Genomic DNA, 13,361 nt, shown 5'->3' on the forward strand with positions numbered 1-13,361 from the left:
CACTATTGGCTTACGCCTGCTATACCGCCGGAAAACTACAGGATGCCAGCAACTACTACGAGCAGGTGCTGAAACTGGACAGCAACTACATCCCGGCGCATCAATACCTCGCCTCCATTCAAATGCAGCAGGACCTGTTACAACCATTAGCCGTAACTCACTACCAGCACATCGTTTCATTGAAGCCGCAAAGCGCTGCCGCCTGGAAGCAGCTCAGCTTTGCCGCACTTACCGCCCGGCAGGAAGATTCTGGCTTCGTATGGTTGCGTAAAGCCTATGACCTGAATCCTGCTGATCCCAAAGTGGCCGCCCGCCTGGCAGAAGAATGGCTGGACCGTAAAAATTATCCCACCGCCGATTCTATCATTAATGTATTTCTTGCCACCGATTCTTCACAGGCATCCGTACTTATGACCGGTGTCAGAACCGCCTATTATCAAAAAGCATATACCCGCAGTGTCATCCTTGGTGACAAGCTGATGTCTATGCAGGTCATATCCCCCAATACCTTCAGCTTTGTAATCGCTGCCTGTTATAACCTGAAAAAATACCAGCAGTGCGTGGACATATACAACTATCTGCTGGACCGGAATGCTGCCTCTCCCAATATTATGTACTACGCAGCGCTTGCAAATACGCAGCTAAAGAAGTACCAGGAAAGTAATGAGCTGTTACAGCAATGTATCACGCTCGCCAAAACAGTCGCCATGGATGATTACTATACCGGTATGGCCTCCAATTACGAATTGCTGGGACAAAATAAGTCCGCCATCGCCTGCCTGGACACCGCCTATTACCTTTTCCGTAAACCGTTACGCCAATACAGTATTGGCAGGATCTATGACACCAAACTACAGAACGGAGTCACAGCTATACGTTATTACAAACGGTATATGCAGCAATATGATTCCAGCAGTGCAGAGGAAAAAAGTATCTATCATTATCTGAAAGCGAGAGTAGCTGCAAACTGATTATTAACTGTCCAACCATTGTTTGAACACGGGCGCTTTCTCTTTGCTGATTAATACTTCGCGTTCAGGGTCACGTCTGAGACGTATCTTCAGCTTGCCATTGAAATAGTTGTGAATACTTTCGATGCTGTGTATATGAATGAGATGCTGACGATTAGCGCGGAAAAAATGGGCAGGATTGAGTTGTTCTTCCAACTCATCCATCGTCTGGGATACCGCCTCCTGTGTACCATCTTTGAGTACCAGGTGCGTGATCTTGAATGCGGAGTATACGAAATCAATGTCTTCTACCAGCACAGTTTTGTAGCCATCACGGTATGGTAGCAGGAAGCGCGTGCGGTAACTCACCTCCTTCTGGCGAAAAAAATCCATCAACTGTTGCACCATCTCCGTAGGTCCTTGCGACTGCGGTATGCTGTTAATCTTCTCCAATGCCTGTTTCAGGTCATCTTTCTCTATCGGCTTCAGTAAATAATCAACGCTGTTCACCTTAAATGCACGAATAGCATATTCATCATAAGCGGTGGTGAAAATAACCGGGCATTTCAATTCCACCCGGGGAAAAATATCAAACGACAATCCGTCTGCCAAACGAATATCCATCAGCACTACATCCGGATGTGGATGTTGCTTAAACCATTCCACACTGCCAGTTACTGTATCCAATATTCCTTCTACTTTCACATCTGGGATAATCTCTTCCAGTATATGTTTCAGCCGGGTAGCGTTGGGCTTTTCATCTTCTATAATCACTACTCTCATATAATAAGTTTAAATGTCAAGTAAAGGCAGCGTTACACTGAATTCACCGTTCTCTTCCCTGATATCCAATGGTTGGTCAGATAAAATGCGGTAACGGTTTTTTATATTCTCCAGCCCCAGTTTGGTTGACGGAATATTGTTAAGGATACGCTGAATATTGTTGCTGACAGTTAGTTTTTCTTCGGCGTCCAGGTAAATGCGGATGTGCAGGGGTTGTGCTGAAGATGCTACATTGTGTTTAATAGCGTTTTCAATCAACAGTTGCAGGGTAATCGGGGGAATCCCTTTCGTAATAACACTTTCAGGGATGTCAATGTTAATATCGGCATTCTCTCCATGACGGATGCTGATCAGGTAGATATATGCCCGGATGAACCGCAGCTCTTCTTTTAAAGTAATAATATCGTTGTTGAGGTTGATAATCATGTAGCGGTAAACCCTTGAAAGATTTTCCAGGAACAGCATCGCTACTTTCGGGTCCTCCGCGATCAGCGCCGATAACGTGCTGAAGTTGTTGAACATGAAGTGTGGGTCCAGCTGAAGCTTGAGCGATTGCAATTGTGCCTGCATGGCGATCTGTTTCAGTTCCGCCGCCTTCAGCTTTAACTCCGCCGCCTCCAGCATGGAGGTCTTCCAACGTTGCAGAAAAAAGTTGCCCGTATGTACCGCACTGATGAGAATAGACAGGATCACGCAAACAAATACAAATCGCCATTCTTCCGCCCGGTCTGAAGGCGTGGAAGGTTTCTCCTCCGGCCCGAAGATCAATGTCAGTATAATATACATCAGGTTGAGCAGAATAAACACAGAAATCACCTGACAACACAACTGTATGATAAACCTCTTTATCGGCCACTGATCCCAGGGAACAATTTTGTCGAGCCATTTGGAGGTGATAAGGCTCAGCTCTGTGATCCACCAGCAACCAATCATTACCAGCACTCCTTCCAGCAACAGGTCTGACCACTCTCTCGTGGGCAGTTCTCCCCAATACTTACTGAAAGGATTTACCAGATAAGACAACAGATAATACAGAAGAAATATAACCGGAATAATAAATATTCTGTAGTATCTGTTGAATAATCTTTCCTGTGACGTTTTACTTTTCATCATTTCCCGCATGGGATTTTTATTTTGATATTTAGTTACGCTCTTATCAACGATACAGCGCCGGTGATCATTTTAGTAAGCTGATGTTATTTATCCCGCTGCATTTTAAAATAAAAAAATAACTAAATATCAAAATAACCAAATAAACTCATTTCCAGCCGCCTCCCAGTGAGCGGTACAGTGCTACAATGGCGCCAAGACGTTCACGCTGCAATGAAGCGAGATCCAGCTCACTTTGCAGCACATTCCCCTGCGCGGTAATTACTTCAAGATAGGTAGCCATACCATTTTGAAACAGCAGGCCGGCATCCCTGGTAGCGCGTTGCAGTTTGTCGACCCTTATAAGGGTTACATCCTGCTGCACTTTCAGCTTATCGATCTGCACAAGTGCATCAGACACCTCTCCCACTGCATTAAGTACGGACTTCTTAAACTCCAGTACTGATTTCTCCCATTCTATTTTCGCCGTTTCCCAGTCTGTTTTTAGCTTTCCCCGTTGGAAGATGGGCGCTGTGATGCTGCCGCCTACTGTTTCAAAAAGGCTGCCTGGTATATTGAACCAATTGCTTGTTTTAAACGAGTTCAAACCTGCGGTGGCAGTAATATTCAGCGCAGGATACATGCTTGCCCGCGCAATCCCCACACGTGCATTGGCTACTTTCACAGCCATTTCTGCGGCATGTACATCAGGACGTTGTGTGAGCAAGGCAGCAGGAACGCCCGCTGACAGCTCCCCGTCTAGCCGTACATCGGTGAGCTTCGCCGTCCGCTCAATGGCGGAAGGCAGCTCTCCGGCCAGTATACGCAAAGCATTTTCCTGCATGGCAATCAGCTGCTCTGCTTTAGGGATCAGCGCCGCAGCTACCTGGCGCTGAGCTTCCGCCTGTTCTATCGCCAGGTTGTTGATCTGCCCGGAAGCGTATTGCAGCCGCATGATACGCAGTGTACTGTCGTTCAGAGCAAGGTTCTTCACCGCCACCTCTCGCTGGTTATCCAACATCAGGAGATTGTAGTAACCGGTGGCTACTTCACTTACAATCTTTGTCTGCACCGCCTTTGAGGCCTCGGCGCTTTGCAGGTAATTAGCCAGTGCCACTTCTTTCATCCGGCTGATCTTTCCCCAGGCAATTACTTCCCAGGAAAGACCCGCATTGACGTTGTAATCATCCATATACTTTGTGCCCATAAACTGCTCTGACAATGAGCCATTCAGACTATTTTTGGAAGGCCAGTTACGGTTCGCCTGCACCTGAATATTGAGCTCCGGCAGGCGCGCCAAACGCGCCTGTTTCACCGCCAATTCCGCTGAAGCCACATTCCTGAGCGCCACCTGCAAATCATAATTCTTTGTAATCGCGCTGTCTATCAACGTTTGTAACACCGGATCTTTAAAGAACACCTTCCAGGACAATCCTCCGATGTTGATGCTGTCAGCCGGTTCCGGGGCATTGCGATATTTTTCCGGCAATGCCGTTGTTGGCCGTGTAAAATCTTTGCCTACCCTGCAGGCCGTGGCCGTACTGAGAAATACGGCTAGAGCCAGCAGGAGTGATGTATGTTTGTTCATGATCATTTGCTGTTTTAAAAAATTTTGCGCTTACACGTGTTCTGCTGCCAGTGTTGGTTCCGGAGATACCTGCACTTTCCTGCCGGATACTTTTTCCTGTAAATACTGGAATACCACAAACAATACTGGTATAATAAACACCCCGAGAATAACACCTGACAACATACCACCGGCAGTGCCTATACTGATGGAGTGGTTACCCATAGCGGACGCTCCCTGTACAACCATCAGCGGTATCAACCCGGCCACAAAGGCCAGCGAAGTCATAATGATGGGGCGCAACCGCAGTTTAGCAGCTTCTAAAGCAGCAGCCAGCAAGGTTTTACCGGCGCGGCGGCGTTGTACGGCAAACTCTACGATCAGAATGGCATTCTTCGCCAGCAGACCAATCAACATGATCAATCCCACCTGCACGTAAATGTTGTTGTCGATGCCGGCCAGCGTAATTGCCAGGAACACGCCTATCAGACCGGTCGGGATAGAAAGCAGTACCGCCAGGGGCAGGATATAGCTTTCATATTGCGCAGCCAGCAGGAAGTACACAAACACCAGGGCCAGCGCGAATATTAATATCATCTGGCTGCCGGATGCTTTTTCTTCCTTGCTAAGGCCGGTCCACTCGTAACTAAAGCCGGCAGGTAGTTTGTTGGCAGCCACTTCTTCCACGGCCTTCATTGCCTCACCTGTACTGAAACCAGGCTTGGGCACAGCATTGATGCTGATGGAGTTGAACAGGTTGTAGCGACTGATGGTTTCAGGCCCGTATATTCTTTTCAGGCTGATGATACTGTTTGCCGGCACCATCTGTCCCTGATCATTCTTCACAAAAATTCCATCCATGCTTTCCGGCGTAGTACGTGCAGCCTGGTCAGCCTGCACCATCACGCGGTAGTATTTGCCAAACCTGTTGAAGTCTGTTGCCTGGTTGCTGCCGTAGTATGTTTGTAAGGTGGACATCAGCTCACTCACACTCACACCGAGCTGTTTTGCTTTTATAGCATCAACAACTATCTCATATTGCGGGAAGTCAGCCTTAAACACAGTGAAGGCCATACCTATTTCTTTACGCTGCATCAGCTCACCGATAAACAGGTTGGTCACGTCACTGAATTTATCAATGCTGCCTCCGGTTCGGTCCTGCATAACCAGCTCCAGACCGTTGAACGTACCGAAACCCGGTACAGTTGGAAAGGTAAACACACTGAATGTACCTTCCTTGATGGCAGACAACTTCTCATTCAACAGTGCTACCACTGCATCTATCTGCTGGACTTCACCACGCTGTTTGATCGGCTTCAGTTTCATAAAACCCATCGCATAGGCCGGACTGGCGCCATTACTCAGGATGTTAAACCCTGAAATGGTAGTAGATGATTCTATCATCGGCAGCGTTTTCATGATACTGTCAGCACTGTGCAACACCGCTGTAGTACGGTCAAGACCCGCGCCTGGCGGCAATGATACCGACATCGCTACGAAGTTGCCGTCTTCATTGGGAATAAAACCTTTCGGCGTCATTCTCATCAACACTACCGTAGCGCCAATGATCAGTGCAAGACCGCTCAGGCTTACCCATTTGTGGGCTATCAGCCACTTCACACCACGGGTGTATTTATTAGTCATAGCGGTGAAAGCGGTATTGAAGACCACAAAGAAACGCTTGCCAAAACCTTGCTGTACAGGCTCTTTACGGTTACTTTGTACCTGGTGTCCATTTGCTTCTTTACCTTCGCCCGCATGCGTATTCTTGAGGAACAGTGCGCAAAGCGCAGGGCTCAGGGTCAGCGCATTCAATGCAGAGATCAGGATCGCAATGGCCAGCGTGAAGGCAAACTGTCTGTAAAACATCCCTGTTGGCCCTTCCATGAAACCTACCGGCAGAAACACGGCCGCCATTACCAGCGTGATGGATACAATGGCTCCTGTGATCTCGCTCATTGCTGAGATAGTAGCCGCTTTTGCGGGCAGGTGCGATCGCTCCATTTTACTATGTACTGCCTCTACCACCACGATGGCATCATCCACCACAATACCGATAGCCAGTACCAGTGCGAACAGTGTGAGCATGTTGATAGAGAAGCCCAGCATCTGCAGGAAGAAGAAGGTACCCACCAGTGATACCGGTACCGCAATCGCCGGTATCAGGGTTGACCTGAAGTCCTGTAAAAAGAGAAAGACGATCACGAACACGAGGATAAAAGCTTCCACCAGCGTATGTTTCACCTGGTCGATAGATTCATCCAGCTGTTCTTTGGTACTCATAGTCACGTGATACTTAATCCCCTTGGGAAAGGTTTTGGATGCATGATCCATTACTTCCTTCACGGTCGTCTGTATCTGATTAGCGTTGGAGCCGTTGGTCTGGAATACAGCCAGTGTAACGGCATCCTTTCCGTCCACACGGTTATCTGTACTGTAACTGGCAGATCCAAGCTCTATACGGGCCAGATCTCTCAGGAACAATACGGAACCGTCTTTGTCGGCGCGCACCACTATATTTTCAAATTGTTCCGGCGTATTGAACTTTCCTTTGTAGTTGATCACATAAGACAATGCTTCCTTGGAACCTTCACCAAATCTTCCGGGCGCCGCTTCCAGGCTCTGGTCACGGATGGCGGCCAGTACCTCGTTAGGTGTTACGTTATAGGATGCCAGCTTTTCCGGCTTCAGCCACACGCGCATGGAATAATCCTTGGCGCCGAAGATCTGTGCCTGCCCTACGCCAGGGATACGTTTGATCTCAGGGATCACGTTGATCTTCGCATAGTTCTGCAGAAAGGCTTCATCATATTTTTTGTTGTCCTCGCTGAAAATGTCGAGGATCATGATCATACCGCTCTGTTGTTTGGTAGTTGTTACGCCAGCCTGTACTACTTCAGGGGGCAGCTGGCTGGTCACCTGCGCCACGCGGTTCTGTACATTCACAGCGGCCTGGTCTGGGTCTGTACCCAGTTTGAAAAATACGGTCACGGAGGCGCTGCCGTCATTGTTGGCGCTGGATTGTATGTAGGTCATATTCTCCACACCGTTGATAGACTCTTCCAGCGGAGTTACCACGGAACGCAATACAGTGGCCGCGTTACCGCCGGGGAAGGAGGCGCTCACCATTACGCTGGGAGGCGCAATATCGGGGAACTGTGTCACCGGCAGGCGTGTCAGCCCTACCACACCCAGTATCACAAGAATAACTGAGATCACTGTTGCCAGTACCGGTCGTTGTATGATTTTATTCAGCATAAATTATCCATTTTTCCTCACAGCTGGTGGCTGTGTTTATTTTCCTTTTGCATGTACAGTATCCTGGGCATGTGCCTGTTGAGGTGCTATGGGCGTGCCTTCCATCAGTGTTTCGATGCCGGCGGTAACGATTTTATCACCCTTCTTCAGTCCTTCGCTCACGATAAACTGATTGTGGCTGTTACCGGCCACCTGTATAATCTGGCGTTTAACAATATTGCTGTCACCCACGAGGTATACAAATGTTTTGTCCTGCATTTCCAGCGTAGCGGCCTGCGGTACTGCAATAGCACCGCTATACGTTTGTTCAGCCCTTACTTTGCCGGTATTGCCGGAACGCAGGATATTGCCGGGGTTGGGGAAGGCCGCGCGCAGACTGATAGCCGCGGTGCTTTTATTAAACTGACCATCTACCATTTCGATGCGGCCGTTGTGTTTATAGGTGCTGCCATTAGAGAGCACGAGCCCCACCGGAGGCATGTGCTTCAGCTGCTGATCCAGCGTATTACCATCAGCGCCCTGGCTGAAGTTCATGAAATCGTTCTCACTCATGGAGAAGTAAGCATATATCTCGCTGATGTCTGACAAGGTGGTGAGCGGCGCTGCGTCAGTTCTGCTGATCAGGTTACCTACTCTTTTCGGTATACGGCCAATATAGCCGCTTACCGGTGCTTTTACCACCGTGAAGTCCACGTTGATGCGGGAAGCCGCTACAGCTGCCTGTGCCTGTTCAACATTGGCCTGTGCGGTCTGTAGGGTTGCCTGTGCTGTTTTCAGCTGCATGTCGGCTACTACCTTGTTCTCCACAAGTGGTCTCACTTTATCGACTTCCAGCTGTGCTGCTGCCAGGGCCGATTGCATGGCATGCAGGCTGGCAATGTCTTTATTCAGTTGTTCTTTGTAAGGTCTGTCGTGAATGAGGAATAAAGATTGTCCGGCTTTTACGAAGCTGCCTTCGTCAACAAATATTTTATCCAGGTAACCATCTACCTGTGGTCTGATGTCCACATTTACCCGACCTTCCAGCTGGGCAGAATAATCGCGGGTAGTAACAGCTGTAGTGGTGTCCACCGTCATTACGGGAACTTCAGGAGGAGGCATTGCCCCGGCGGTTTCAGCGCCCGCCCCGGAACCGCAACCGTATACTACGGTCAGCGCCAGCGCTGCAATGAACAGCCCGTGAAATGCATACTTGCCTCTTCCCTTATTTTTAATGTACTTCATGTCTTCAGTTTTGGTACGCAAATGTGCAAACTGAAGCACGTGTCGGAGGAGAGGAATTGACCGAAGCGGAAAAATTGGGGACCGAAACAGACGGTGATTTATCTGATCTTTTTTGATTTTCCCGATATGGGAAATAACCAGGGAGATGATGCTATATCACATATCAGGAAAATCATAATAAATTATAGATCAAAGTAATCGCAGTCTCTGCTGGAAAGGGCGGTATCTTTGCCCAACAGGTCAATGGTGGTATGTATGTGTATCAGCAGGCGAATGATATTGAAAATAAGCAGGAGGATAGCAATGATAAAGATAGATGTCCACATGATGTTGTTATTTGATTGAAAGAATATATGCTGCCAGTTCATTCAACTGGTCATCGGTTAGCTGCGGGAAACCAGGCATCTGCGGATAGCCTTCCCGCTTTTTGCCAGGCGCTTTAATCCAGCTTTTCAGACCAGGCGCCTGGCCCCGGTAAATACTCGCCATTTCGGTAACAGGCGGACCAACCAGCTTTTCATTAGGCTTGTGACAGGTGCTGCAATTGGTTTGAAATATCCTCGCACCTTTTGTATAAGGCCCCTGCGAAGAGTCCGCTGCTGGCGGCTCTTCCTCAGACGCCAGGTTATTACGTGCTGCAACAGACAACTTTTCAAAGGCAGCTGTTTTGACCGCTACCAGCTTCTGGTGAGGCCCCAGTGCATTCGCTCGATATACCTGGCGTCCGCTGCCCATAAATAAAACGGTTAATGTCATCGCCAGTACCACCTTACCGAAGTGGCGGTCCATCTCTTCCGGCGGCCCTGTAATCGCTTTCCAGATACGGTACATAGCCGGCAAAGCAATAGCAGCGCCTGCCAGGATCATGATCAGCAGGTTCCATCCGATCCCCTTGGAAGGCAAAGTGATCAATACCAGCGGGCCTATCATAAACTGGAAGACAGAAGCTCCTAACGTCAGCGTATACACGCTTTTCCGGACATCGTAACGGGTAAGCCGGGAAAACCGCTCTTCAAAAGGATACTTCCTTCTCCCGAAATACCAGAACAAAAACAATCCGGTAACCGCCATCGACGCACATAAAAAATGCAGGTACCTCGGAAATACATTTGGTAACGTCAGCGCACTCATAAAACCGCGTATCGTTCCCCATTTCTCCGGGAATAACATCAGGTTGATGTTCGTGAGAAAAATCAGCGGAATAAACAGGAAGGTAGCCACTGCCAGCGCCAGAATAGAAATATGCAGTGCTTTGTTGTGTTCCAGTTTCTCCCACATAAATTTATGGAGATACGTCAGCAGGAAAGCGAACGTCACCAATGGAATGATGGCGATCCACATCATACCGGTAAGCGCATTGGCGGAATAGAAGTATATGGTGTATAATGCATTGATGCTTAATAGTGGTGCCACCCCCAGCACCACCGCGAGGCTTTTGTTCACGGTGATGGTTTTCGCGATCTCATGAGCCAGTACATCATACTCCTTCTCCTTCCTGCCTTTCAGCTGTGCCCACAGCGTAAGCACAGAGCCACCCAGCATAAGGTTCACAAATACCAGGTGCATCAGGAAAGAAACGATCAGCAATACTACCAATACCCATTCCGGTAGAGGAAGCGGCAGTGGTATGTCTTTAGGTACAGGTACACCGGCCTGCAATAATATCTTCATCATTTTGTCTGTTGTTTTTCTTCTTCCAGGATCATGTTTTCCACGGCCTGTACATTATTCAGTTTGTTCACTATAATGCCCTCTGTCTGTGCGCCTTCCAGTGGCTGCCGGCTCACCTGCAGGTGACGGATATAGGCAGCCAGCGCCTCCAGCTCCTTCCTGTTGCCGGGAAACGGAGGCATATACGTTCTGCCCATATGCATGTTGGGAATATAGCCGGTCATAGAGGCTTCGTCCAGCGGCTTGTCTTTGCCATACATCCGCTCAAATACTTCTACAATAGAATTCACCCCATTCGTCGTATGACAACGGCTGCACGACAACAGGAATACATTCCTGCCTGCTTCCAGTTTGTTATCTGCTGTCACCTCACTAATGCTGGTATACGTGGCATGCTTCAAAATACCATCCTGCTTATACAAAGGATAATCTTCCTCCCGCAACAGATTAGAATACATATAACCGCCAATCACATAAGGCTTGCGGATAAATTCACGCACACGCTCAAAGATACCCAGGAAGCCAAAAGCCGCTATACAGGGTACTAATACGAACGCAAAGCGCACGCTGCGTGGTTTCCACCATGCCCACGCACTGATCAATACCAGCATCGACAACGCGCCGCCAATGATATAGCGCAACAGATCATAATACTGTGCAAACTCCATCGTACCTACTGCGGTACTCATATTCTCCCGCATCGCTTCCGGCATAGCTTTGTAGTAGATACAGGCTGCCAGCAAACATACCGGCGCCCAGTACAGAATCCATTTGGCGGCACTGCGTAACGCCACCTCCCTCGCGGGCATCCCCCGCCTGGTGAAGATCGTGGTAAGCAACATCCCGAAGATGCCGCCTGTTACCATCGCTGCAGGCGTACGGAAAAACAACTGCGGTAAGTAAATAGGATTAGTGAAGCCGTTCAGCAGGCTGTGATGCGTTTTCCAGTTGCCGGGGTCCATCATGAAACCAAGTATGGACACAATGATGGCCATAGTAATCCATGAAAAGAGCGACAGGAACCAGCCGAAGCGGATATGCCGCAGCTTGGAACGAAGTGTCCGGTTAGCAGATTTCCACGTCAGGAAGTAGATTAATATCAGTACTACTTCGGTAACAAAAACCGTCCACTCCGCAAACCATGCAAAGTAGAATACCCTGATCAGACTACCGATAGAAGCAGGACTGATCAATGCTGCGGAAAACCAGATGCCAACGCCGGTCATTGCGCCGATAGTGGTGGTAATGATAAATGCCACCGTCATCTTTCTGTAGATGAGATCATCCCATACCGGGTCCGTAATCTGGTCAGGGGCCGACATCTTCACACCTTTCTGTTCCAGCCAGGTGATATAGGGCATAAAACCCACCGCCAGCCCATGGTTGATAAAAACATGGATAATAGCTATCATCGCTATCAGCAGGCGGTTGTTGAGCCAGTCGAGGTGAAATAAAGGGAAGTCCATTCGCTATAACTTTTACGAATGGCAAAGCTCTGCAACTCAGCCGCCAAAGCGAAGAAACGACAAAGCCGGCTGTTTACATAAACATGCCGGCCTTCTATACTATTGCAGGATATGATGTTGAAAAAAAGGAATACCCATTTTAAAAATCAAATCCATCAGTTTGAAATCAGTGCCGCTACAGGTGTTTGACCAACAGCAGCAACAGGCAGCACAACAGTATGCCCACTGCCACCTTGTTGATGAAAAACAAGGTACTGATCGTTTTGTTATCAGGAATTTTCATGATGATACTATTTAGAGGTGGTTGAATAATTGCAGGATATGATCATACTGCAATCCTATGATCAACAGTAATAGCACTACCAGCAATACTTTCACAAGCAGGCGCGTACGCCCGAATTTTCTTTCATGATGTTTCAGTAATTCATTTGTTTCCATACTACCTGTATTTTAATGAAAGGTTCTCCGAAAACTTTCCGGCGTAGCGCCGGTATTCTTCCGGAAAAAAGTAACGAAATACGAAGTGCTGTCGAAGCCCAGCACATTGGCAACTTCACTCACGGACAATGCAGTGTAATGCAGCAGTCGCTGTGCTTCTATCACCACGCGCTTCCGGATCAGCTCACCACTGGAAACGCCCTTATACTGACGGCACAGGCGGTTCAGATAATTGGTAGTGATATGCAGCTGCGAAGCATAGAAAGAAGGAATCTTATGCTGCACATAGCTTTGTTCCATAAGCACTTCAAACTGCCTGATTTTTTCCATCTTATTGGAAATACGTTCCGGCGGCCCCTCCGGGCCGAAGCGGCGGTCCAGTTCACACAGCAGTATGTTAAGGTAGGAACGAAGTACTTTCTCCGCTCCTTTCTGCTGTATTTTAAATTCCTGGTACATCAGAGAGGTTAGCAATTGCCACTTTTCCACCTGCTGCTGGCTCAGCCGGATGAAACTGGCCGAATATTGCTTCAGGAAAGAAAACTGGTACAGCACATTACTGTTATAGCGCAACGAAAAGAAATCCTCCGCAAAACAGATGATACTGCCTGCCGCCATCCTGTTAATGTCAAGACTGAATACACTGTTAGGTTTCACACAGATCACCTTCCCCTGATCCAGCCGTATGGTTTCATTGTCCACAGCAGCGGTCCCCTGTGCCCTTTCGATGCACAACAGCATATAGAACGAAGGCCTGTGTGGCTTCTCAAGCCAGGGATATTTTTCCAGGATGCCATCAAGGCTGCCCGTCCAGAATAACTGGTTCCCCGCATGGAATGCGGCAACAGGTATTACAGCTATTCCATCGGTTTTCATACTTATGTAATAGCTTAATAACGTTTAACTCAAAAAATA

General features: G+C 48.3%; 11 protein-coding genes. 1 reads left to right on the top strand and 10 read right to left on the bottom strand.

The genetic code is table 11. The annotated features are described in order from the left end of the window. The coding region (locus VM802_RS03715; protein WP_325528104.1) for a tetratricopeptide repeat protein at nucleotides 1-971 on the top strand (971 nt) is incomplete at its 5' end. Nucleotides 972-974: 3 nt separating this feature from the next. Here the strand turns inward: VM802_RS03715 and VM802_RS03720 are convergent. The 10 genes from VM802_RS03720 to VM802_RS03765 form a co-directional block, all read right to left on the bottom strand. Next, the gene (locus tag VM802_RS03720; protein ID WP_325528106.1) at nucleotides 975-1,733 is read right to left on the bottom strand and encodes a LytR/AlgR family response regulator transcription factor; all 759 of its coding nucleotides are present in this window, start codon (nucleotides 1,731-1,733) and stop codon (nucleotides 975-977) included. Nucleotides 1,734-1,742: 9 nt separating this feature from the next. After that, on the bottom strand, nucleotides 1,743-2,846 hold the full coding sequence (locus tag VM802_RS03725) for a sensor histidine kinase (RefSeq protein ID WP_325528108.1): 1,104 nt from the start codon (nucleotides 2,844-2,846) through the stop codon (nucleotides 1,743-1,745). A 145-nt stretch (nucleotides 2,847-2,991) separates the two neighbouring features. After that, on the bottom strand, nucleotides 2,992-4,410 hold the full coding sequence (locus VM802_RS03730; RefSeq protein ID WP_325528110.1) for an efflux transporter outer membrane subunit: 1,419 nt from the start codon (nucleotides 4,408-4,410) through the stop codon (nucleotides 2,992-2,994). 30 nt (nucleotides 4,411-4,440) lie between these two features. Next, the gene (locus tag VM802_RS03735) at nucleotides 4,441-7,647 is read right to left on the bottom strand and encodes an efflux RND transporter permease subunit (protein ID WP_325528112.1); all 3,207 of its coding nucleotides are present in this window, start codon (nucleotides 7,645-7,647) and stop codon (nucleotides 4,441-4,443) included. A 36-nt stretch (nucleotides 7,648-7,683) separates the two neighbouring features. Further along, entirely contained in the window at nucleotides 7,684-8,871 is a 1,188-nt protein-coding gene (locus VM802_RS03740) for an efflux RND transporter periplasmic adaptor subunit (protein ID WP_325528114.1), read from the bottom strand. Nucleotides 8,872-9,053: 182 nt separating this feature from the next. Next, nucleotides 9,054-9,197, bottom strand: a complete 144-nt coding sequence (locus VM802_RS03745; protein WP_325528116.1) for a hypothetical protein — start codon at nucleotides 9,195-9,197, stop codon at nucleotides 9,054-9,056. Between the two features lie 7 nt (nucleotides 9,198-9,204). After that, nucleotides 9,205-10,545 carry a c-type cytochrome gene (locus VM802_RS03750; RefSeq protein WP_325528118.1) on the bottom strand — a complete coding sequence of 447 codons (1,341 nt, stop codon included), beginning with the start codon at nucleotides 10,543-10,545 and terminating at the stop codon, nucleotides 9,205-9,207. Next, entirely contained in the window at nucleotides 10,542-12,008 is a 1,467-nt protein-coding gene (locus VM802_RS03755; protein ID WP_325528120.1) for a c-type cytochrome, read from the bottom strand. The genes VM802_RS03750 and VM802_RS03755 overlap by 4 nt, the downstream gene beginning before the upstream one ends. A gap of 294 nt (nucleotides 12,009-12,302) precedes the next feature. Continuing rightward, nucleotides 12,303-12,446 (bottom strand): hypothetical protein, encoded by a 144-nt coding sequence (locus VM802_RS03760; RefSeq protein WP_325528122.1) that lies wholly within the window; start codon nucleotides 12,444-12,446, stop codon nucleotides 12,303-12,305. Between the two features lie 12 nt (nucleotides 12,447-12,458). Beyond that, nucleotides 12,459-13,322, bottom strand: a complete 864-nt coding sequence (locus tag VM802_RS03765; protein ID WP_325528124.1) for an AraC family transcriptional regulator — start codon at nucleotides 13,320-13,322, stop codon at nucleotides 12,459-12,461. Between the last annotated feature and the right edge of the window lie 39 nt (nucleotides 13,323-13,361).

The organism is Chitinophaga sp. (genome assembly GCF_035538455.1).
Lineage (GTDB): Bacteria > Bacteroidota > Bacteroidia > Chitinophagales > Chitinophagaceae > Chitinophaga.

Excerpts from the sequence above, each read along its gene's own strand:
- VM802_RS03725 (WP_325528108.1), bottom strand. The coding sequence starts at position 2,846 with ATGATGAAAAGTAAAACGTCACAGGAAAGATTATTCAACAGATACTAC.
- VM802_RS03740 (WP_325528114.1), bottom strand. The coding sequence starts at position 8,871 with ATGAAGTACATTAAAAATAAGGGAAGAGGCAAGTATGCATTTCACGGG.
- VM802_RS03765 (WP_325528124.1), bottom strand. The coding sequence starts at position 13,322 with ATGAAAACCGATGGAATAGCTGTAATACCTGTTGCCGCATTCCATGCG.
- VM802_RS03760 (WP_325528122.1), bottom strand. The coding sequence starts at position 12,446 with ATGGAAACAAATGAATTACTGAAACATCATGAAAGAAAATTCGGGCGT.
- VM802_RS03730 (WP_325528110.1), bottom strand. The coding sequence starts at position 4,410 with ATGAACAAACATACATCACTCCTGCTGGCTCTAGCCGTATTTCTCAGT.
- VM802_RS03750 (WP_325528118.1), bottom strand. The coding sequence starts at position 10,545 with ATGATGAAGATATTATTGCAGGCCGGTGTACCTGTACCTAAAGACATA.
- VM802_RS03755 (WP_325528120.1), bottom strand. The coding sequence starts at position 12,008 with ATGGACTTCCCTTTATTTCACCTCGACTGGCTCAACAACCGCCTGCTG.
- VM802_RS03735 (WP_325528112.1), bottom strand. The coding sequence starts at position 7,647 with ATGCTGAATAAAATCATACAACGACCGGTACTGGCAACAGTGATCTCA.
- VM802_RS03745 (WP_325528116.1), bottom strand. The coding sequence starts at position 9,197 with ATGTGGACATCTATCTTTATCATTGCTATCCTCCTGCTTATTTTCAAT.
- VM802_RS03720 (WP_325528106.1), bottom strand. The coding sequence starts at position 1,733 with ATGAGAGTAGTGATTATAGAAGATGAAAAGCCCAACGCTACCCGGCTG.